At 46.7% G+C, this 21,242-nt stretch carries 19 protein-coding genes; all 19 read right to left on the reverse strand.

What is annotated here, in order from left to right; all coding sequences use genetic code 11:
* Window position 1: 1 nt before the first annotated feature.
* On the reverse strand, window positions 2-379 hold the full coding sequence (locus tag ACTNB3_RS04115; RefSeq protein WP_427805525.1) for a Rid family detoxifying hydrolase: 378 nt from the start codon (window positions 377-379) through the stop codon (window positions 2-4).
* Window positions 380-525: 146 nt separating this feature from the next.
* On the reverse strand, window positions 526-1,935 hold the full coding sequence (locus tag ACTNB3_RS04120) for an MATE family efflux transporter (RefSeq protein WP_427805524.1): 1,410 nt from the start codon (window positions 1,933-1,935) through the stop codon (window positions 526-528).
* Window positions 1,898-3,082: an iron-containing alcohol dehydrogenase gene (locus ACTNB3_RS04125; protein WP_427819018.1), complete on the reverse strand. Its 1,185-nt coding sequence runs from the start codon at window positions 3,080-3,082 to the stop codon at window positions 1,898-1,900. Before ACTNB3_RS04125 ends, ACTNB3_RS04120 begins: the two co-directional genes overlap by 38 nt.
* 206 nt (window positions 3,083-3,288) lie before the next feature.
* Complete coding sequence (locus ACTNB3_RS04130; protein ID WP_427805522.1) at window positions 3,289-3,753, reverse strand: DUF6465 family protein; 465 nt, start codon at window positions 3,751-3,753, stop codon at window positions 3,289-3,291.
* 407 nt (window positions 3,754-4,160) lie between these two features.
* A complete protein-coding gene (dnaJ, locus tag ACTNB3_RS04135) occupies window positions 4,161-5,354 on the reverse strand; it encodes a molecular chaperone DnaJ (protein ID WP_427805521.1) in 1,194 nt (397 codons plus the stop codon).
* 98 nt (window positions 5,355-5,452) lie between these two features.
* Entirely contained in the window at window positions 5,453-7,324 is a 1,872-nt protein-coding gene (dnaK, locus tag ACTNB3_RS04140) for a molecular chaperone DnaK (RefSeq protein WP_427805520.1), read from the reverse strand.
* A 110-nt stretch (window positions 7,325-7,434) separates the two neighbouring features.
* A complete protein-coding gene (gene grpE, locus ACTNB3_RS04145; RefSeq protein ID WP_441024579.1) occupies window positions 7,435-8,127 on the reverse strand; it encodes a nucleotide exchange factor GrpE in 693 nt (230 codons plus the stop codon).
* A gap of 26 nt (window positions 8,128-8,153) precedes the next feature.
* On the reverse strand, window positions 8,154-9,197 hold the full coding sequence (gene hrcA / locus ACTNB3_RS04150; protein ID WP_441024580.1) for a heat-inducible transcriptional repressor HrcA: 1,044 nt from the start codon (window positions 9,195-9,197) through the stop codon (window positions 8,154-8,156).
* A 162-nt stretch (window positions 9,198-9,359) separates the two neighbouring features.
* Window positions 9,360-10,574, reverse strand: coding sequence for a radical SAM family heme chaperone HemW (gene hemW / locus ACTNB3_RS04155; protein ID WP_427819019.1), 1,215 nt, complete (start codon window positions 10,572-10,574; stop codon window positions 9,360-9,362).
* A 1-nt stretch (window position 10,575) separates the two neighbouring features.
* Entirely contained in the window at window positions 10,576-12,390 is a 1,815-nt protein-coding gene (gene lepA / locus ACTNB3_RS04160) for a translation elongation factor 4 (RefSeq protein WP_427819020.1), read from the reverse strand.
* A 50-nt stretch (window positions 12,391-12,440) separates the two neighbouring features.
* Complete coding sequence (holA, locus tag ACTNB3_RS04165; protein WP_441016924.1) at window positions 12,441-13,436, reverse strand: DNA polymerase III subunit delta; 996 nt, start codon at window positions 13,434-13,436, stop codon at window positions 12,441-12,443.
* Complete coding sequence (locus ACTNB3_RS04170) at window positions 13,433-15,682, reverse strand: DNA internalization-related competence protein ComEC/Rec2 (protein WP_427805514.1); 2,250 nt, start codon at window positions 15,680-15,682, stop codon at window positions 13,433-13,435. The genes holA and ACTNB3_RS04170 overlap by 4 nt, the downstream gene beginning before the upstream one ends.
* 4 nt (window positions 15,683-15,686) lie before the next feature.
* Complete coding sequence (locus tag ACTNB3_RS04175) at window positions 15,687-16,610, reverse strand: GerMN domain-containing protein (RefSeq protein WP_427805513.1); 924 nt, start codon at window positions 16,608-16,610, stop codon at window positions 15,687-15,689.
* A gap of 34 nt (window positions 16,611-16,644) precedes the next feature.
* On the reverse strand, window positions 16,645-18,114 hold the full coding sequence (locus ACTNB3_RS04180; protein ID WP_427819060.1) for a sensor histidine kinase: 1,470 nt from the start codon (window positions 18,112-18,114) through the stop codon (window positions 16,645-16,647).
* Window positions 18,071-18,760: a response regulator transcription factor gene (locus ACTNB3_RS04185; protein ID WP_427805511.1), complete on the reverse strand. Its 690-nt coding sequence runs from the start codon at window positions 18,758-18,760 to the stop codon at window positions 18,071-18,073. Before ACTNB3_RS04185 ends, ACTNB3_RS04180 begins: the two co-directional genes overlap by 44 nt.
* A 12-nt stretch (window positions 18,761-18,772) precedes the next feature.
* Window positions 18,773-19,390 carry a helix-hairpin-helix domain-containing protein gene (locus ACTNB3_RS04190; RefSeq protein WP_427819061.1) on the reverse strand — a complete coding sequence of 206 codons (618 nt, stop codon included), beginning with the start codon at window positions 19,388-19,390 and terminating at the stop codon, window positions 18,773-18,775.
* Window positions 19,387-19,527 carry a hypothetical protein gene (locus ACTNB3_RS04195; RefSeq protein ID WP_427819062.1) on the reverse strand — a complete coding sequence of 47 codons (141 nt, stop codon included), beginning with the start codon at window positions 19,525-19,527 and terminating at the stop codon, window positions 19,387-19,389. Before ACTNB3_RS04195 ends, ACTNB3_RS04190 begins: the two co-directional genes overlap by 4 nt.
* A gap of 4 nt (window positions 19,528-19,531) precedes the next feature.
* The gene (locus ACTNB3_RS04200; protein WP_427805509.1) at window positions 19,532-19,969 is read right to left on the reverse strand and encodes a DMT family transporter; all 438 of its coding nucleotides are present in this window, start codon (window positions 19,967-19,969) and stop codon (window positions 19,532-19,534) included.
* A gap of 60 nt (window positions 19,970-20,029) precedes the next feature.
* Window positions 20,030-21,211 carry an aspartate aminotransferase family protein gene (locus ACTNB3_RS04205; RefSeq protein ID WP_441024582.1) on the reverse strand — a complete coding sequence of 394 codons (1,182 nt, stop codon included), beginning with the start codon at window positions 21,209-21,211 and terminating at the stop codon, window positions 20,030-20,032.
* Window positions 21,212-21,242: the final 31 nt, after the last annotated feature.

Genomic DNA, 21,242 nt, shown 5'->3' on the forward strand with positions numbered 1-21,242 from the left:
ATTATTCTTCTACCACAGCAATGACTTCAACTTCGCAGAGAAGGTTCTTCGGAAGCGTCTTTACTGCAACACAGCTTCTTGCCGGTTTTGATGTAAAGTATTTGCCATATACTTCATTAAAGGCAGCGAAGTCTCCCATATCACTTAAGAAACAAGTCGTCTTTAAAACTTTGTCAAATGAACTTCCTGCTGCTCTTAATACCTCTCCAAGATTCTTACAAACCTGTTCTGTCTGCTCTTCAATGGTAACAGCCTCGACCGTATTTGTCTCCGGATTGATAGCGATCTGACCTGCAGAATAAAGGATGCCATTGTGTACATATCCCTGTGAATAAGGTCCTAATGCTTTTGGTGCTTTCTCAGTTGCTACTGGTTTCATAATCTCGTCTCTCCTTTTCCTGGTATTTTCTATGAAAATGCCGTTTTATACTATAGTTTTTGAGCTCTCGTCAAGCCCCCGGAACCATAGTACTAGAATACCATAGCTTTCGGGAAAATCCAATCCTTTTTCCAAATAATCTGTAACTAATCCATTGCCAGTTCTTCCTGCTCCCTCGTTACATTTTTGATCCATTTATACCCCAGGAAACGCTTGACAGTGATCGGCACCTTGATCACTTCGTCACTCATCAGTAATACATAAACCACCGGAACACTGGCCCGAAAAACGAACGCTGCGATCGCTCCGAGCAGGATGGAACAGCACCACATCGTAGTTGCATCCAGACGAAGTCCGAATCTGGTGTCTCCCCCCGAGCGGAACACCCCCACCACAAGTGTTGTATTAATAGCCTGACACAGCGCGAAATAAGACATAACAAAAAACATAAACATCAGGTAACTCTTTGCTTCCGGAGAAAGTGTCATAAATCTGCTCACTGCCGGAGCCGAAACCAATATGATCCCCGCGGCAATGAATCCAGTGATGACACTCAGAACCGCAAATCTTCTGCCATATGCTTTCGCGAGCTCATACTGTCGCTCTCCGATCGTTTTCCCCAGATAGATTGCCGTCGCATTCGAGACACCGAAAACAACCACTGTGGAAAGTTCTCTTACCACCTGCACAACAGAATTTGCCGCGACTGCTGCACTGCCGAGATGTCCGATCACCGCCGTATTGGCAGAGCTCCCCATTCCCCATACCAGCTCGTTCAAAATAACCGGAGTCGCGTAGAACAAAAAGTCTTTCAACAGCACTTTATCAATGTTCCACATGTCGCTCAAATGAAAACGGACCACTTTATTTCTGAATTTTGCATACCATATTACAATCATAAGTCCAAGGATTCTTGAAATCAAAGTTCCGATCGCCGCTCCTTCAATTCCCATCTTTGGGAATCCCATAAGCCCGAAGATCAACACTGCGTTGACTATAATATTCACTATAAGTGAAGCACCGTATACGACCGTCGCGATTACGACCCTCTCAATGCTGCGCATAATATACAGATAGACCTGAGTTGCCGCCATGATTACATAAGAAAGCGCAACAATCCTCAGATATTTCACGCCTTCCGCAATGACTTCCGGGTCATTTGTATAGATCCGGAGTAGTGTCTCAGGGATCAGTTCGGCTGCCAAAGCGAAAGCCAATGCTCCGCCAATACCGATCAGCATGCCCATCCCCAGGATTTTTTCAATCGTCCGGGTATCCTTTTTCCCCCAATACTGCGCAGTCAGCACCGTAGCTCCTGACGTAGTTCCGAACAGGATCAGCGTCATGATGAACTGAATCTGTCCGGCAAGCGATGCTCCGGAAAGGACCTTCTCCCCAACCCGTCCCAGCATAAATACATCGGCTGCCTGAACCCCGACATTGATCAGGTTCTGCAGCGCCATCGGAATGATAAGCAGACATACCTGTTTATAGAAATTTTTCCAGTTAATATCCATCTTATCTTCCGTTTGCCGACTGAAAGATTTGATAAACATCGTTTACATCTAACTCCTTTATTTTCGATAATTTTACCGTTCCGCCTTTGGTTGCGTTCATTGCCAGTTCCATCAAAGTATCATCACTGAGTGTCCCGATTTCAAGCTCTTTCAAATTCACCGGCATTTCCAGGCTGCGGAAGTAATCCACCGTTTTCCGGATTGCCTCCCGCGCTGTCTCCACAGCATCTTTTCCCTGAATTCCCCACACTTTCTGACCGTAATGGCAGAAACGATCCACATCATATCGATATACATACTCTGCCCAGGATCCCCACATTGCAGACAAAGTCGCCCCATGTGCCAGATCATATTTCGCTCCGAGAGCATGTCCGAATTTATGCACACAGAAATCTTTTTCTCTGCCAAGCCCCGTCAGATCATTATGCGACAGACTTCCGCACCACATAATCTCACTCATCGCATCATAATCCTCTGGATTCTTAAATCCTTTTATTCCATTTTCGATCATGACCCTGAGAAGCCCTTCTGCGATTTCATCTGTCATCTGGTTTTTCTGATTAGGAATGAAGTATCGTTCCAACGTATGCATCATAATATCCACAACTCCACATGCAATCTGATATGGTGGCAGAGTAAATGTCAGTTCCGGATTCATAATCGCAAATTTGGGGCGGTTAAATACCGTGGTAATTCCACTTTTTTCCCCGGTCTCTTCATTTGTCAGAACAGAAGATGAGCTCATCTCACTGCCGGCTGCCGCAATCGTAAGTACACATCCCATCGGAAGAGACCGGGTAAGTGGCACTTTCTGCGTCCAGATATCCCATAGCTTTGTTCCCGGATTCGCTGCCCCATGTGCAATTGCTTTCGCCGTGTCGATCGAACTGCCTCCACCAACGGCCAGGATAAAATCCGCCCCGAACTCCAACGCCTTCTGAACTCCCCGTTCCGCATATGCGAGTCTCGGATTCGGTTTCACTCCGCCAAATTCTTCATATGTAATTTTCTCTTCTCGCAGAGCATTTTCAATCGTTTCCAGAAGACCGCTTTTCACGACACTTCCTCCTCCATAAACGATCAGCACTCTGTGTCCGTTCCATTTTTTCACTTCTATTCCCGCCTGAAGATGCGTCTTGCTTCCAAACACAATTTCAGTAGGTGTATATTGTGTAAAATTCTGCATTATTCTCCTCCGTTCTAAGATCGTCGCAGATCTTACCTATATTCTGTTGTTTTATACAATCATGGGAAAATCAGGACCGATTCCAGTTCATACTTCTATTAGAAAAAAGAAATGATTCTGTTCGATTTTTCCGGAGAAAAGAATTGCTTCTCTTCTTTCCGGAAAACGAACAATGGCAATATACATTCACTAACTACTATATAATTCTACAGCCAGATCTTACCGGTTGTTTCACCGTTGATTACATAATATACAGCGTAATCTTCCGGTTTGATATAGAGTTCCATGGACTTGATGTCTGATACTTTGTGTTTTGCCTTTGTCCATTCTTTCTTAACTGCCGCAACCATATCTTTCGTATTTACTTCTTTTTCACCATACTGCAAAACAATTTCTGTCTTGATTTCTTTCTTAGTTGCCTCTTTTCTTGTCTTAGCTGCTGCTTTCTTTACATCTTTCACAGTCTTCTCTACAGCTTCTTTCACGTCTTCTACCTTCTCTTCTGCCATTTTTACCGCTTCTTCTGCCATAGCTGCTGCAGCTTCTTTTACTTCTTCTGTCTTAACTTCTACAGCTTCTTTTACTTCTGCTGCATTAACCGGGGCTTTTGCTTCTGCTGCTTTTACATTCTTATCAATTACTGCTTTAGAACGTTTGCTTACTCTTGCCATATTTAAATATCCTCCTCGATTCTAAGTTACTGCATGTTGCCACATAACAAAGTACAAAAACCGAAAAAATTTTCCTCGGAATTTGCTTACCGCGATATTATACCACAGAAATTTCAAAAAGTCACATTGATTCCCAAGATATATTTGACTTTCAGCCTTTTTTAATGTAGAAATTTTTCTCAATTTTACTGTATTAATTATGCAAATTGTGCTATAATATTTATATTGCAAAGAAAGGAAGGTAACATTATGGTATTATTGGTTGGCATTATCGCAGTTGCAATCATCGCAGCTATCGTTACCGCCTGTGTTACTTCAGTAATTGGTGGCATCGCCGGCAGCGAATTGGAAGAAGAAGAATAAAAATATGCGTTTCATGTGGGATGTTCACACGAAACGCATATTTTTTATTCTTCCAATTCTTCTAACTTTTCCTTCACCTTATCCATGAAGCCTTTTTTCTTATTCTTTGTTTTTCCTTCGGGTTCTTCTTCCTGATTCAAAGAATTCCCTGTCAATTCATCAAATTTGCGAAGTGCCTCTTTGGCCTCTGCACTTAATTTTTCCGGTGTCTGAATCACAAGCGTGACATAATGATCTCCACGTACCTGCGGATTTCTGAGTGAAGGAACACCTTTTCCTTTCAGACGCACTTTCGTATCGGTCTTTGTTCCCGGTTTTATATTATAAAGCACATCGCCATCAATCGTCTTAATTCTTACGTCACCACCGAGCGCTGCCTGTGCAAATGTAATCGGTGCTGTTGAAAACAGATGTACATCCTGTCTCTGGAAAATCGGATGCCGTGAAACAGTAACCTCGACCAAAAGATCTCCTCTCGGACCTCCATTCACCCCAGGTTCTCCCTTTTCGCGAATCCGTACGCTCTGTCCATTATCAATACCTGCCGGAATAGAAACCTTAATCTTCTTTCGACTGGACGTATATCCTGTTCCGCCACAATCCGGACATTTTTCGCGAATAACCTTACCTGTTCCCTGACACTCCGGACAAGTCTGTACATTCTGTACTGTTCCGAAGAACGACTGGGATGTATAGACTACCTGTCCTTTTCCACCGCATCGGCTGCAGGTTTCCGGACTTGTTCCCGGTTTTGCCCCGGTACCGTTACATTTACTGCACGGATCTTTCAACACAACCTCCAGTTCCTTCTCACAGCCAAACACAGCCTCTTCAAATGTAATTCTAACACCTTTTCGAATATTTGCCCCTTTCATAGGACCGGTATTGGCACGGCCTCCTCTTCTGCCTCCGCCAAATAAATCACCAAATATATCGCCGAAAATATCGCCGAAATCTGCGCTGTTAAAATCGAATCCTCCGAATCCCCCGGCTCCGCCGGCACCTCCTTCAAAGGCGGCATGTCCAAACTGGTCATATTGACGACGTTTTTCGGGATCACTCAGTACTGCATATGCTTCAGAGGCTTCTTTAAACTTTTTTTCGGCCTCGGCATCCCCCGGATTCATATCCGGATGGTATTTCTTGGCCAAAGCCCGATATGCTTTCTTCAATGTCGCCTCATCCGCATCTTTGGAGACACCAAGGACTTCATAGTAATCTCTTTTTGATTCTGCCATAACCCTACCTCATCACTTCTACTTTTTCGTATGCATAGCAACAAATCTGCAAGACGGATTTACCCGCCTTGCAGAAAATAATTTTGTTAAACAAGAACTTAAACTTCTCTATAATCTCCGTCTACAACGTCATCTCCGTTGTATCCTTCCGGTGCCGGTCCTGCTTCCGGAGCCGGTCCACCCTGTGCTCCTGCTGCGCCGGCTGCAGCACCAGCCTGCTCATAAACCTTTGTGAACAGCTTCTGTGCACTTTCCATCAGTTTTTCTTTTGCAGCCTTGATCTCAGCGACCTGAGCATCTGTCATTTCATCGCCTGCTTTTGCAAGCAAATCTTTCAGAGTCTGAACATCAGCTTCTACTGCGCTTCTGTCAGCAGCATCGATCTTGTCACCAACTTCTTTCATTGCTTTCTCGGTCTGGAATACCATTGCGTCTGCGTCATTCTTGGTGTCAATTGCTTCTTTACGCTTCTTATCCTGTGCTTCGAACTCAGCAGCTTCTTTTACTGCACGATCGATATCTGCATCGGACATATTAGAACCTGCTGTGATCGTAATATGCTGTTCTTTTCCTGTTCCCAGATCTTTTGCTGATACATTTACAATACCGTTTGCATCGATATCAAATGTAACTTCGATCTGCGGGATTCCACGCGGTGCCGGCGGAATTCCGTCCAGTCTGAACTGTCCGAGGGACTTGTTGTCTCTTGCGAACTGTCTTTCACCCTGAACAACGTTGATATCAACTGCTGTCTGGTTATCTGCAGCAGTAGAGAAAATCTGGCTCTTCTTGGTCGGGATTGTTGTATTTCTCTCGATCAATCTTGTAGCAACACCACCCATTGTCTCGATGGACAGTGACAGCGGAGTTACATCCAGAAGAAGGATGTCGCCTGCGCCGGCATCTCCAGCCAGTTTACCGCCCTGAACGGATGCACCAAGGGCTACACACTCATCCGGATTCAGAGATTTGCTCGGTTCTTTGCCTGTGAGACGTTTTACTTCTTCCTGTACAGCCGGGATACGGGTAGATCCACCTACCAGAAGTACCTGGCCAAGGTCAGACGCTGTGATACCTGCATCAGACAGTGCACGTCTTACCGGTTCTGCTGTCTTTTCAACCAGTTCATGAGTTAATTCATCGAATTTAGCTCTTGTCAGGTTCATATCGAAATGCTTCGGTCCTTCTGCTGTTGCAGTGATGAACGGAAGGTTAATATTAGTTGTTGTTGCAGACGAGAGCTCTTTCTTTGCTTTTTCAGCTGCTTCTTTCAATCTCTGAAGAGCCATCTTATCTGTAGAAAGATCTACACCTTCTTTTGCCTTGAAATCTGCAAGCATATAGTCTGTGATCTTCTGATCGAAGTCATCTCCGCCAAGTCTGTTGTTACCTGCTGTAGATAATACTTCGATAACGCCGTCACCGATCTCAATAACGGATACATCGAATGTACCACCGCCAAGGTCATAAACCATGATCTTCTGTTCTTTTTCATTGTCCAGACCATAAGCAAGTGCTGCCGCTGTAGGCTCGTTGATGATACGTTTTACATCAAGACCGGCGATCTTACCGGCATCCTTGGTAGCCTGACGCTGTGCATCGTTGAAATATGCCGGAACAGTGATAACTGCTTCTGTAACCTTTTCTCCAAGGTATGCTTCTGCATCTGCTTTCAGTTTCTGAAGAATCATAGCTGAAATTTCCTGCGGAGAATATTTCTTTCCGTCAATGTCAACTTTATGGTCTGTTCCCATTTCTCTCTTGATAGAAGAAATTGTCTTTTCTGCGTTTGTAACTGCCTGACGTTTTGCAGGTTCACCTACCAGACGTTCTCCTGTTTTTGTAAATGCTACGATAGACGGTGTTGTTCTTGCACCTTCTGTATTTGCGATTACAACCGGCTGACCACCTTCCATAACCGCTACACAACTGTTTGTTGTACCTAAATCAATACCAATGATTTTGCCCATTATGAAGACCTCCTAATATTTTAAAAAATTTGTTTACTTACTTTGTTTATATAGAGTATATCTGCATCTTCATGTGTAAATATACAAACTATTTCATTCATTCTGCTATTTTAATTAGCAACCTTTACCATGCTGTGTCTCACAACACTTTCACGATACATATATCCTTTCTGGAATTCCTCGACCACGACATTCTCTCCGGCCTCTTCATCTTCAATATGCATCACTGCATTATGAAAATCCGGGTTAAATTCCTGTCCGACCGCCTCAATCGGTTTCACACCGATGCCTTCCAGTGTTGTCATAAGCTGCTTGTAGATCTTATCCATTCCCTGCACAAACGGATCTTCTTTGTTTTCCTCAGCTACAGACTGCAGGCCGCGTTCAAAATTATCAACGACCGGAAGAATCTTTTCCACGATATCTTTTGCACCGATCTCATACATGGCTGATTTTTCTTTCTCAGTCCGCTTTCTGTAATTATCGAATTCTGCCATCTGTCTGGTAAGCTTATCTGTCAGATCTGCAATCTGCTCATCCTTCTTGTCTTTTTTATTCTTTTTTTCAAAAAGCTTTGATTTTTTCGGCTCCGCAGTTTCTTCTGTTTTTTCTTCTTCCTTCGCATCTGCTTCGCCGGCCTCTTTGTTCTCACCTTCCCGACTTTCTTCGGAATCCTCTTCCTTATCATTTTCTTTTTCAGCAGCTTCTTCTGCTTCCGCTTCCATGGCGGCTTTCTTTGCCTCTTCCACTGCTTCTTTTACCATTTCTTCATTACTCATCTGATTATCCAACGGTTCTGCCACCTTTCTCCTTTCATAGTCCGGATGTTCTAACCATCCCTGTGGAAAATCTCATCCAGTTCCGCCATCAGAGTCTTTAACGTCTTCATTACATGTTCGTAATCCATCCGCTTCGGTCCAATGATTCCAATGGTCCCCTGCATACCCTCACCAAGCTCATAGGTCGCTGTGACAACACTGCAGTCCTTCATCTTCTCCACATTGGATTCATTTCCGATATAGACCTGAATGTCTTTATTCTCGCTGCTGGCCATCGTCTTTGATACCAGCGCTGCCAGCTGCTGCTTTTCTTCGAAAGCACTGATAATCTCCTGAGCGCTCTGCTTATCGCTAAGCTCCGGATATTTAAAAATATTCGTTGCGCCGCTGGTGTAAATCTCCATGTCATCATCAAGCTGTATCACATTCGCCACTGCATCCAGCACATTACTGACCACTTCACTGTGAATCCCTGCCTGTTCCTTCAGTCTGGCGATCATTCCGAGATTGATCTCTTCCACCGACAGTCCGATCAGTGCCGTATTTAACAGCATATTCAGTTTCAGCAATGCTTCGTTATCCAATGGCTCTTCCAGTGTAATAATCTGGTTCTTTACGATATTTCCATCCATCACAATGACGACGACCAACTGGTTCTCATCTACCTGTGAAAGCTGGATGAACTTCAGCTTATTCCTGTTATATACCGGAGAGGAAATCATCGTCGCGTAATTGGTGTTCGTTGCCAGTACTTTCGCGACCTGCCTTAGGAGCTGATCCATCTTATCTGACTTCTCCAGCATCTGTTCCTTGAGTTCTGTGACCTCCTGCTCTTTCTGGCTCATCAGCATATCTACATACCATCGATATCCTTTATCAGATGGAATCCTTCCCGCCGATGTGTGAGGCTGCATGATATAACCCAGTTCTTCCAGATCCGCCATTTCATTCCGGATCGTTGCAGAGCTTAAGTTCAGATCCGTATACTTGGAAATCGTTCTCGATCCCACCGGCTCTCCGATGTCTAAATAATTCTTAATGATGGCATGAAGGATTTTCGTTTTCCGCTCACTAAGTTCCTGTATAGACTCCATCTGCACCCTCCTTTGTTTTATTAGCACTCGGTATATTCGAGTGCTAACATCATCTTCGCTTATTAATGTATCACTCCCAACACGCTTTGTCAACCCACTTTATAAATATTTCATAGTTACACTTTTTTATCGCAAAAGGACTGCCATATGACAGTCCTTTTCTCAAAACATAAACTCCACAAATACCGTATTGCTCACATCGATTCCCTGTTCTGTAAGCGCGATACGGTCCTCATGTTCTTCTATAAGATGCATACCTTTCAGTTTCCGGATCGGTTTTCCGTAGACCGCTTCGATCCCGGTTCCAAAGGCTTCCTCAAATTCTGTTTTCGATATGCCTTCCGTCATGCGCAGTCCGAGAAACATGAATTCCTCCATCTCATCTTCCAGGCTGAGTTTTTCTCCGGAAAATTTTTCTTCAAAATTATCCCTGTATTCCGTCATCTTTTCCGGATTACTGTATCTTGCCCCTTCAAAAAATGTGGCGGCACCCACGCCGAACCCCAGATACGGCACTCTTCTCCAATACCCGCAGTTGTGCCTGCATCGGTATCCGGGCTTTGCATAATTGGAAATCTCATACCGCTGATATCCCGCACCGACGAGGATCTGCTCTGTCTGATGATACATCTCCCGTTCTTCCTCCTCCGTAGGAAGCGCAGGCCACGGCAGATTTGCACCCTTTCTTTTCTCACATCCCGACTCCGCCCTTTCTTCCCGTCCTGCATCTTCCCCGTACCTGTCATAGAATAAAGTTCCGGGTTCGATGATCAGACTGTATGCAGAAATGTGCTCCGGCTCCAGAGCCGCGACTGTTCTCAGTGTTTCGGTCCAGCTCTCCGCCGTCTGACCCGGGATCGCCGAAATCAGATCAATATTGATATTGTCAAATCCGCACATCCTCGCACTCCTATAGGCCTCAAGGAATTCTTCATAAGTGTGTATCCTTCCAAGCATCCGCAGTTCTTCATCATGGACAGACTGTAGTCCGATGCTCAGCCGGTTCACACCGGCATCTTTATACGCTTTCAGTTTTTCATCCGTAACCGTACCGGGATTCATCTCCATAGAAATCTCCGCATCCGCAGAAATGTGATATTGATCCCGAACCGTATCAAGAATCATCCGGAACTGGTCTCCGGTAAGAAGAGAGGGAGTCCCTCCTCCAAAGAAAATGGAAGAGACCTGATACTCTTCCACTTTTCCTGCATTTGTCCTGATTTCCTCACACAGAATCTGTACATATTCTTCCCGCTCTTTCTCGCCTGCGGGCGCTGATAGGAAATCACAGTAGGCACATTTCTTCAGGCAGAACGGAATATGAATGTACAGTTCCAAAGGCTTGCCCGCCCCACCTGATATTTGTTTTCTTTCCATATTATTTCTTATCATCCAATTTCAGAACACTCATAAATGCTTTCTGCGGAATTTCTACATTTCCCACCTGACGCATACGTTTCTTTCCTTCTTTCTGCTTCTCCAGAAGTTTCTTCTTACGTGTGATATCACCGCCGTAACACTTCGCAAGAACATCTTTACGCAGAGCTTTGACCGTCTCACGCGCAATGATCTTGCTTCCGATCGCTGCCTGGATCGGGATCTCGAAGAGCTGTCTCGGGATCTCTTCCTTCAGCTTTTCACACATCTTTCTTCCCCGGTCATAAGCGCTTCCTGCAAATACAATGAAGGAAAGTGCATCGACTTCTTCTTTATTAATGAGAATATCCAGCTTGACCAGCTCGGACCTCTCATACCCGAGAAGTTCATAATCAAAAGAAGCGTATCCGCGTGAACGGGATTTCAGTGCATCGAAGAAATCATAGATGATTTCATTCAAAGGCAGGTGATAGTGAAGCACCGCTCTTGTCTCTTCGATATATTCCATTCCCTGGTACACGCCCCGTCTTTCCTGGCACAGATCCATGATCGCGCCGATGAATTCCGATGTTACCATGATCTCCGCTTTGACGACAGGTTCTTCCATATATTCAATCTCCGCAGGGTCCGGCAGATTAGACGGGTTGGTAAGCTCGATCACCTCTCCGTTTGTCTTGTGTACTTTGTAGATAACTCCGGGCGCCGTCGTAACCAGGTCCAGATTGTATTCCCGTTCCAGACGTTCCTGAATGATCTCCAGATGGAGAAGTCCCAGAAAACCGCAGCGGAAACCGAATCCAAGCGCCAGTGAAGTCTCCGGCTCAAACTGAAGCGCCGCATCATTTAACTGCAGTTTCTCTAGCGCATCCCTCAAATCCGGATATTTGGAGCTGTCCGCAGGATACACTCCGCAGTACACCATCGGATTGACCTTCTTGTAACCCGGCAGCGGCTGATCGCAGGGGCTCTGTGCATTCGTCACCGTGTCACCGACACGCGTATCCTTCACGTTTTTCAGACTGGCTGTAAAATATCCTACCATCCCGGCTGACAATTCTTCACAAGGAATAAACTGACCCGCTCCGAAATATCCCACTTCCACGACATCCGCCGTTGCCCCGGTCGCCATCATTTTGATTGGTGTTCCCTTTGCAATGCAGCCTTCCTTGATCCGGCAGAATACGATGACCCCTTTATACGGATCGTAGAGTGAATCAAAGATCAGTGCCTGAAGCGGGGCGTCCGGATCTCCCTCCGGTGCCGGGATCTTCTCCACGATCTGTTCCAGCACTTCTTCCACATTCAGACCGGTCTTTGCAGAGATTCTCGGTGCATCCTGTGCTTCAATCCCGATCACGTCCTCAATCTCTTCAATCACACGTTCCGGTTCTGCACTCGGAAGATCCACCTTATTGATAACAGGCATGACATCCAGATCATGATCCAGTGCGAGATATACATTTGCAAGCGTCTGTGCCTCAACCCCCTGAGCGGCATCCACAACCAATATCGCACCGTCACACGCGGCGAGACTACGGGAAACTTCATAATTAAAATCCACATGTCCCGGAGTATCGATCAGATTGAAAATGTATTCCTCCCCGTCTTTTGCCTTGTAGACGGTGCGGACTGCCTGGGACTTGATCGTGATCCCTCTCTCCCGCTCCAGGTCCATGTTGTCCAGTACCTGTGCCTGCATTTCCCGGCTGGTAAGAAGGCCGGTCATCTCGATGATCCGGTCTGCCAATGTAGATTTCCCGTGGTCGATATGCGCAATTATACAAAAATTCCGAATTTTCTTTTGATCCATATGCATAGCCCTTTTTTCGTCTCCTTATCCTATCTTTCTCATATCCTGTCTGTATATTATGATACCTTTGGTTTTTTCCGGCTGTACTGTACCAGAAAGAGCTCGACCGACAGGACATCTCCCATTCTTCCTGTCTTGACATTCTCCTCGGTCTGCACGCCCGCCTCGACGATCTGCCGAAGCTCTTTTGCGGAAAACGCCTGTGCCTGTGCCCGGTATTTTCCCACCAGGAACGGCATGATCCCGGCTTTGGATGCCATCTCTTTGGATGGAACTCCCTGATTTTCCATTTCCTTGATTTCCATCAGAATGCGGAACTGTCTGGTCAGCAGATACAGGATCCGCATCGGCGGTTCTTTCAGCGTCAGCAGATCATAGTAATAATCCAGCGCTTTCTTCTGTTCCTTGTTCGCCACCGCATCCACCATGTCGAAGATGTGGTTTGTAATCTGGGTCGTACAGATCGCGTCTATGTCCGCCACCGTGATCTCCGTATGATTCAAGCAATAGCAGAACAACTTTTCCAGCTCTTTCTGGATGTTCTCCATGTCATTGCCCACCTTGTCCAGGAAATATCTGGCGGCAGATTCCGTCATATTCTGATTCTCTTTTTTTACCATACCGAGAATCCAGCGCACCAGAGTCTTCTCATCCTGGCGTTTCAATTCTACGATCCTTCCTCTGTCCTTTACTGCCTTGTACAGCTTGCTTCTCTTATCGATCTCCTCCTCGACAAAGATCAGAAACGAAGTCTGAGGAATCTCTTTCAGATACTCTGCCAGTTCCGGCACCGAGCTCTTGAAGAACCCGGTATTTTCCATCACGATCAGTCTTCGCTCGGCAAAAAACGGCATCGTTTCGGCAAGGTCGATCACCTCCCGGGGATTCGTGTTTTTCCCTTCATAATACGCATAATTCATGGTATCTCCTTCGGAGACCATCGCTTTTACAAAACGATCCCTGTACTGTTTTTTCAGATAAGCCTCCTCCCCGTATAGGAGATAGATCTGTTTAAATTGTCCGGTTTTTAAATCTTCATTCAAACTCTTCATGGTCTCAGTATACTATATTTCTCCCCGTCTGTACATAATTTCACTGCATGTCCGTCTTTCGTATTATATAAGCTGACGCCCCAATTTGCAAGTCTTTCCAGCACTTCTTCGTGCGGATGCCCATAGCGGTTCTTCTCTCCGGCCGACACCCAGGCAGCATCCGGCCTTGTTATTTCAAGAAGTCTTTCCGATGTCGCATTTCTCGATCCGTGATGCCCGACTTTCAGCACTTCGAATCTGTCCGAAAGCTTTTTTTGCTCCTGAAGTTCCCCAATCCTTGCCGACACCGTATCTTCTGCGTCATTTTCCAGATCACCGGTAAATAGCATATCAAATCTGCGATAGCGAAGGGCAAGGACCATGGAGGCTTCATTGCCCGGCTCCGGCATCTCTTCTTTCTCCTTCTCGTCTCCCGGCCAGATACAGAAAAGCTCCATTTCTCCTTCCCGAAGAATCTGCCCCGCTTCGACCGTGTAGACCTTTGCCCCGTATTCTGTGGCAGTCTGTGCAAATTCATACAGTTTTTCATCCCAGAAGCGTTCCCCGGGAAGTACGATCCGTTCGATTCGGATCCCGTATTTCTGTCGTTTCAGCATTTCCTCAATTCCTCCAAGATGATCGATATCCCCGTGGGAGACCCACACATAATCCAGCTTCCCGACACCTTCGGATTTCAGAAACGGTTCGATCCGGTATTTCCCCACATCACTCACTGTGCTGCTCCCTCCGTCGATGAGGTATGTACCACCTTTCGGTCCTCTGAGGAAAAATGCATCCCCCTGTCCAACATTCATCATATAGATTTCCAGCTCTCCCGCCCTGCCGTGAGGGAACCCCATGAGCAAAACCGCTGCCAAAATTCCTGTATAAGCGGCTTTCTTCTTCCCGAATCTAAAACATGCCAACATGACGGCCAGTACCATATAGTATGCCAGAATCTGCACTGTCCCCGGTCTTCCTGCGACCCATCTCGCACCCGGGATCTCCAGCATGATCCTGCTTCCTTCTTCATAAATTCCAAGAATCAGACCGCTTATTCCATAGGAGATGCGTGCCGGCCACAGTCCCCCAGAAACTACCGTTCCAGTCAGGATCCCTGCGAAGCCGCATGCGAGCACGATTCCCGCAAGCGGAACCGCAAGCAAATTCCAGAATATGGAATAAGGACTGATTTCATAATAATAATACAGCATGATTGGAAGCACTGCCAGCTGAACCGACAGCGACATTTTTATGGTGCGTTTCCATTTCGCCTCCCCTTCTGTCTGCCAGAAGGGCAGAATCAGGTAGACACCGAGCACGGCGCCGAAGGACAACAAGAATCCCGCGTCAAAGAGCTGCAGAGGATTGAACGACAACATCAGCAGCATGGCCGTTCCCGCCGCCGTCAGTCCGTCGTATTCCCTTCCCGTCACCTCTGCCCCCATACGGATCAGAAACATCACGGCAGCTCGGACTGCCGATATACTCCCTCCTGTCAGCACCGCGTACAGGATCAGAACCGCACAGCTTCCTCCCGCCGCAAAAGTCCTTGTAAAAGAGGCATGTCTCAGGATTTCGTATATTCCCATCCCGACAAAAGACACATGAAGACCCGAGATCGCCAGCAGATGCCCGATTCCGCTTTTCTGATAGTTTTCCCTTACCTCCTCATCCATATACGCACGGTCTCCGAGCATCATGGAGCACAAGACTCCGCCCTTTTCTTCGCCGAGATACGCAAGAATCTGCTCTGCCGTTTTCTCCCGAATATCACTCATCCATTCAAGAAGACGGTATTTCCATCCCGCTTTTCCCGTAAATGCCCGGATTTCTTCAAGCCTTGCCTGTTTCAGCGCTCCTGTTATTCCCTGTTTTCGATAATAAAATCTTTGGTTAAAATTCCCCGGATTCGGGGCATTCTGAAAGAAAGAAATGGTTCCAGACACCCGGATATACTGCCCGTATTCCGGAACCCGTTCCTCCTGCCCATTTGATAAATAGACCAGCAGATTATCTTCTGCCTCAATTTCTGATTCGCCTTGTTCCTGCATTCTGATCCCTTTAAGGTACAGAATCCAGATGTCTTCTTTTTTTGTTTTCCGATAAATCTGACCGCAAAGCCTTACCTTATCTCCGTCTGAATACAGCCTTTCAAACTCCGATTCTCCCAGAACCGGAAAAATCCGGCTCCCGCCCAGATAAAACATAAGAGCGATCACTCCTGCTGCCACACATGCCGCACAGCATATTTTTCTATGTCTCAAACTGTTATTTTTCCTCCACAATATCCAGATTTCTGCTAAGAGGCTCACTCAGTTTGATACTTTCCTGGAACATGACATTGCTGTCACCGTTAATCGCAATCTGAACACGACTTACCGAACTACACTCCGTCACGGAATTTACGATCGAGTAGATCACCGTCTCCGGCTGCACGCCCGGCGTCGTATTCTTCAGACCTTCATTAAAATTCAGATAACAGATCCCGTCTTTGATCGAAGTGCCAAGGAGCTTTGTCCCTTTCGGGATCGTGGCCTGCAGATCATTGCCTGTGGGACCTTTGATCAGCTTCTCCACAATGACTCTTTCCTTCGCCTGATTCGAATTGTAACGGACATCCATCTCTTCTTTCACCAGCGCAGAGCCGTCACTGTTTGCAAAGTACAGGGTCAATACCGTGTCCTGAAAAGAATTGATCGCCGATCCTGTATTCTGTACAAAATCTTCGGCCTGGAGGAATCCGTATTCTTCTCCCGAGCGGTTCGCAAGCGGTTTCTCATCCACATAGAACGCAACCTGATCCACCTCGTCAATCTGCGTAAGGGAACGTACCAGTGCCGCCCGACAGAGCACTTCCTGAACCGGATCCATGTCCGCATACGCTTCGTTAAAATAAAGCAGCAGCTTCTCGTCTTCAAGGACATAGCGCTCCAGATCAACATCATTCGGGATCGCCGGCTGCTCTTCAATCGAGTCATCTGCCGCCTTCAGATCTTCGATCATCTCGTTCACCGCTTTATCACTATCTTCCGTCTCTCCCTGGTACGCCGTCTCCACAAGACCGGTGCCATCCTGGTTGATCCGGTACAGCTTATACGGAGAATCCGCCTCATCCTTCCTTTTGCACCCGGCCGATGCCAGAATACCCAGGACAAGGGCGACATACAAAATGATTTTCTTCCTTCTTCTCATTTCCATCCACTTCTTTCTGTTTCCCACTGCCTCTCTACTGGGCAATGTAGGTGAGCGGGATCCTGACCGTAAATGTCGTCCCCTCTCCCGGCTCGCTGTGCACCTTAATCGCTCCTCTGTGCATGATCACCGCGTTGCGGGCTATAGAAAGGCCCAGTCCGGTCCCTCCGATTTCTCTGGAATGCGACTTGTCCACCCGGTAAAACCGTTCGAATATATGCTCGGTATCCTCTTTCGGAATTCCGATTCCGGAATCCGCAACTTTCAGATAGAAATACTTGTGATCCGCATTCAGCTCAACATGAACCCAGCCGTTCTCCCTGTTATACTTGATTGCATTTTCAACCAGATTGGAAAGCGCAAGCGAAAATTTCACTTCATCCACCTCTGCCGTAACAGAGCGAAAGCTCTCATACACCAGTTCCACATTCTGGCGTGCCGCCAGAGGACGCAGCCTTTTCAGAATCCGCTCCACCAGCTCGTTGATATTCTGGCTCTGCACGTTCAGGCCGGCGCCTTTTTTGTCCATCTTAACCAGTTCCAAAAGATCATTGATGATTTTATTTTCCCGCTCAATCTCTTCTGAGAGGTCTCCCATAAACTCCTGATACAGCTCCACCGGCACATCCGGCTGTGCAAGAAGTGAATCTGACAGAACCTTCATGGATGTCAGCGGTGTCTTCAGTTCGTGAGAGACATTGGCCACAAATTCTTCCCTGGAAGCATCCAGCAGCTTATAGCGGTCCCACAGCCTGTTAAATGCCAGTGAGATCTTCTCCGTCTCATTGTATGCATCTTCATGAAGGTAATTATCTCCGTATCCGGATGCCATTTCCTCGATCGTCTTTGACATCCTTGTAAGCGGACGCACCAGAAAAGAAGCCGATAATCCTGCGGCAAGAAGGACGATCAGGAAGATCGTCAGAGATGCAAGATACGCCTTGCTCTCCAAAGCCGCCAGTTCATCCCGGATCGAATCGGTGGACACACTGACCAGCATCATGCCGGGAACACGCCTGTCCCCGGAACTCACGATCGGCGTCGCCACCTCGATATAGCGGTTCTTTTCATCATAATTGTTGCTCTGCTCTCCGCGAAGACAGCGCACCACATCCGTAGATATGATCGTCTTCCCTTCATCCAGATTATATGTATCTTTTACGATACGGAATTCATCATTGATGACCATGACCCGTCCGCTGACAATATTGGACAGCTGCGTAAGCTCAGCATTGATAACCTCGGAATCTGTATGTTCCAGATAATTAGAATTGATTAACTGATTGCCCAGAATCGTACACTGATTCTGAATCTCTGAAGTGCGCACAGATACCAGTCTCTGTTCATATCTTTCCAGAATCGCGCTCTTTAAGAACAGGCACGTCAGAATCGTACATACGCCCATAAGCAGTACAATGCGCACTCGCAGACTTTTTAAAAACTTTGGTACAAATTTTAATTTAACCCCTGAAATAATAACCAACTCCCCACTTCGTATAGACATATTTCGGGTCACTCGGATTCACTTCAATCTTCTCGCGCAGTCTCCGGATATGGACATCCACCGTACGTGCATCTCCCGGGTATTCATATCCCCAGACAATATTCAAAAGATTCTCTCTGCTGTACACCTTATTCGGATTCATCGCAAGAAGTTCCAGAAGATCGAATTCTTTTGCAGTCAGGTTCAGTTCCTTCTCTCCGGAAAATACTCTCCGGCTCTCGCAATCGATCCTGAGATCCCCTTTCACGATCATCTTCGATGCCACCGTGCTTCCTTCTCTTTTCCCCGTACGGCGCATGATTGCCTTGATCCTTGCCTTGACCTCAAGTATATTGAATGGTTTCGTTATGTAATCGTCAGCTCCGTATTCCAGCCCGAGGATCTTGTCCATATCCTCTCCTTTTGCAGTGAGCATCACGATCGGAACATCCGAGAACTCCCGGATCTGCCTGCACACTTCAAATCCGTCACACTTGGGAAGCATGACATCCAGCAAAATGATATCATACGCTTTCCTTCTTGCCATCTCCAGCGCCTCTTCACCGTCGTAGGCGGCATCCACTTCCATATCATCCTGCTCCAGACTGTAACGAATTCCTTTCACGATTAATTTTTCGTCATCCACTACCAACACTTTTCTGCCCATACTGCTGCTCCCTTAATTTACTGTAATATCATTTTTGATCTTCTCAAAAATGCCTTCTTTTATTCCCTCTATTTTTTTGATCTCTTCTATGCTTTGAAATCCACCGTTTTCTTCGCGATAACGGATGATGGCCTCTGCCCGCGATTCACCAATCCCGCTCAGAGATGTGAGTTCCTGCTTCGATGCCGTGTTGAGATTCACTCTTCCATCTTCGCTTTTCCCGGCATCCATTGTCCCTTTTTCTGTGGCAGAACCGGATTGTTCCGTTTCTTCCTTCGTCGGTACATAGATCTTCTGCCCGTCCGACAGAATCTCGGCCTGATTCCAGAACTCCCGGCTCGCCGCTTCTGTAAAACCGCCCGCCGCATCTATGGCCTGATACACGCGGTCACCATTCTTCAGTTCATAGACTCCGGGACACACTACCTGTCCACAGACATAGACCCAGATCGGTTCTTGTTCCGTCTCTTTCGTCTCTTCGCTTTCTTCCGGGACTTTCTCGTCTGCTTCCTGTTTTGTAATCTCGACTTCGGCAAACGCTTCTTCCCTGCTGCATCCCGCAAATATACAGCAGAAGTATAGAATCATAATTGCAAATCTTCGATACACTCTTTGTCTTTTCTGCCTCATTCTCTCTCCATTTCCATGCAGAGCCGCGACCCCTCGCCATACATTTCTTCCCTCCAGGTCTGAGGGAAGAATGTATCTGCAGCTAAGACAAGATTATTGTAACGAATTTCCATGAAAAACTCAACCGCTATTTCCATTTTATCATTTTCCTGCCAGTTGAAAAATCGCAACCCCGATCAGTGCCAGCGCCATTCCGCCCACCTTTTTCCAGTCCAAAGGTGATTTTTCCACTCCGAACAGCCCCAGAAGCTCGATCAGATACGCCACAATAAGCTGTGAAACTACGATCAAAAGTGCCGCCTTTGCAGGCCCGAGCTGTTCCATACTCTTAATGACCGTCCAGGTGATCCCGGCACCGATCACACCTCCCAGCAGTACATATTTCGGCTCCACCTTCGCAATCGAAGCAACGCTGTCCCTTCCCATGATCAGCCACATCACAAAACACAGTGCAAAGGCGCTCAGCTGCACCCATGCATTGCTGACCCACATCCCCGTAGTCTTTGTCACCTGTGTGTTAAATACTCCCTGTACACTCATAAGCGCCCCGGAAATCAGGGCAATCAGAAACCCGGTCATCGTTCTTCCTCCCAGTTTTTTCTTCTAAGAGTATGCCCGATGACCGGGTTATTATGCGTCTTAAGCCAATGCTTTTTTCAGTTTTTCGATCATCTCATCAATGTGTTCCTTCTCCACGATCAGAGGCGGAATCACACGGAGTACATTCTGTCCGGCCGAAATGATGAGGAGCCCTTCCTCCAGCGCTTTTTTCGTCACTTCCCCGGTCGGTTTCGTAATCTGAAGTCCCTGAATCAGACCTTTTCCTTTTACTTTGACCGCACAGTCGAATTCCGATACAACTTCTTCCAGCTTCTCAGTCAGATACGGCGCGATTTCATTGACGTGTCCAATCAGATCTTCCTTTTCAAATATATCAATGACCGTCTTGACCGCCATACATGCCAGCGGATTGCCGCCGTATGTTGTCCCGTGATCCCCAGGCTTCAGCGAATGCTGTGCCACTTTTTCCGTCATGGCAAATGCTCCCACCGGAATTCCATTTCCGATTGCTTTCGCCATCGTCATGATATCCGGCTTCACACCTATCTGCTGCCATGCGAAATACGAACCACTCCGTCCCATTCCGCACTGGATTTCATCCAGGATCAGCAGAATATCATTTTCATCACAGATTTTACGAACCCCGTTCAGGAATTCCGGTGTGGCCGGATTGATACCGCCCTCTCCCTGGATCGTCTCCATGATGATCGCACATGTCTTTTCACTTACCAGTGCTTTCACACTGTCCAGATCATTGAATGTCGCAAAAGAAACGCCCGGCAGCATCGGTTCAAATGGTTCCCGGTATTCTTTGTGTCCGGTTACGGAAACCGCCCCGATACTTCTTCCGTGGAATGCATCTTCCATTGCGATAAATTCATAACGTCCGCTTTTTTTCTCATAAGCATATTTCCGCGCCGCTTTCAGTGCTCCTTCCACAGCCTCTGTTCCGCTGTTGGTGAAGAAGACTCGATCCATCTGGGATACTCTCTTCAGTTCCCTGGCAGCCTCTCCGCATGTAGTATTATAATAAAGATTGGATGTGTGGAGCAGTTTATCAACCTGTGATTTGATTGCGTTCCCGAATTCCTGATTTCCGTATCCCAGACCACAGACTGCGATTCCTGCAGCAAAATCCAGATATTTCTTTCCGTCTGTGTCATAGAGGTACATACCTTCTCCATGATCCAGAACGACCGGGAAACGATTATAGGTCTTCAAAAGTCCCTGTTCTGTATCCTGTATATATTGATTCTCCATATATTCTCCTTCTTTCCTTCCCACCGGATCG

Source organism: Bariatricus sp. HCP28S3_D3, assembly GCF_052065755.1.
GTDB lineage: Bacteria > Bacillota > Clostridia > Lachnospirales > Lachnospiraceae > Allocoprococcus.

Excerpts from the sequence above, each read along its gene's own strand:
- ACTNB3_RS04130 (WP_427805522.1), bottom strand. The coding sequence starts at position 3,753 with ATGGCAAGAGTAAGCAAACGTTCTAAAGCAGTAATTGATAAGAATGTA.
- ACTNB3_RS04175 (WP_427805513.1), bottom strand. The coding sequence starts at position 16,610 with ATGAGAAGAAGGAAGAAAATCATTTTGTATGTCGCCCTTGTCCTGGGT.
- ACTNB3_RS04200 (WP_427805509.1), bottom strand. The coding sequence starts at position 19,969 with ATGACCGGGTTTCTGATTGCCCTGATTTCCGGGGCGCTTATGAGTGTA.
- holA (WP_441016924.1), bottom strand. The coding sequence starts at position 13,436 with ATGAAGAGTTTGAATGAAGATTTAAAAACCGGACAATTTAAACAGATC.
- ACTNB3_RS04180 (WP_427819060.1), bottom strand. The coding sequence starts at position 18,114 with ATGTCTATACGAAGTGGGGAGTTGGTTATTATTTCAGGGGTTAAATTA.
- ACTNB3_RS04185 (WP_427805511.1), bottom strand. The coding sequence starts at position 18,760 with ATGGGCAGAAAAGTGTTGGTAGTGGATGACGAAAAATTAATCGTGAAA.
- hrcA (WP_441024580.1), bottom strand. The coding sequence starts at position 9,197 with ATGGAGTCTATACAGGAACTTAGTGAGCGGAAAACGAAAATCCTTCAT.
- dnaJ (WP_427805521.1), bottom strand. The coding sequence starts at position 5,354 with ATGGCAGAATCAAAAAGAGATTACTATGAAGTCCTTGGTGTCTCCAAA.
- ACTNB3_RS04205 (WP_441024582.1), bottom strand. The coding sequence starts at position 21,211 with ATGGAGAATCAATATATACAGGATACAGAACAGGGACTTTTGAAGACC.
- ACTNB3_RS04120 (WP_427805524.1), bottom strand. The coding sequence starts at position 1,935 with ATGTTTATCAAATCTTTCAGTCGGCAAACGGAAGATAAGATGGATATT.
- ACTNB3_RS04195 (WP_427819062.1), bottom strand. The coding sequence starts at position 19,527 with ATGGAAATAGCGGTTGAGTTTTTCATGGAAATTCGTTACAATAATCTT.
- lepA (WP_427819020.1), bottom strand. The coding sequence starts at position 12,390 with ATGCATATGGATCAAAAGAAAATTCGGAATTTTTGTATAATTGCGCAT.
- ACTNB3_RS04190 (WP_427819061.1), bottom strand. The coding sequence starts at position 19,390 with ATGAGGCAGAAAAGACAAAGAGTGTATCGAAGATTTGCAATTATGATT.
- dnaK (WP_427805520.1), bottom strand. The coding sequence starts at position 7,324 with ATGGGCAAAATCATTGGTATTGATTTAGGTACAACAAACAGTTGTGTA.
- ACTNB3_RS04115 (WP_427805525.1), bottom strand. The coding sequence starts at position 379 with ATGAAACCAGTAGCAACTGAGAAAGCACCAAAAGCATTAGGACCTTAT.
- hemW (WP_427819019.1), bottom strand. The coding sequence starts at position 10,574 with ATGGAAAGAAAACAAATATCAGGTGGGGCGGGCAAGCCTTTGGAACTG.
- ACTNB3_RS04125 (WP_427819018.1), bottom strand. The coding sequence starts at position 3,082 with ATGCAGAATTTTACACAATATACACCTACTGAAATTGTGTTTGGAAGC.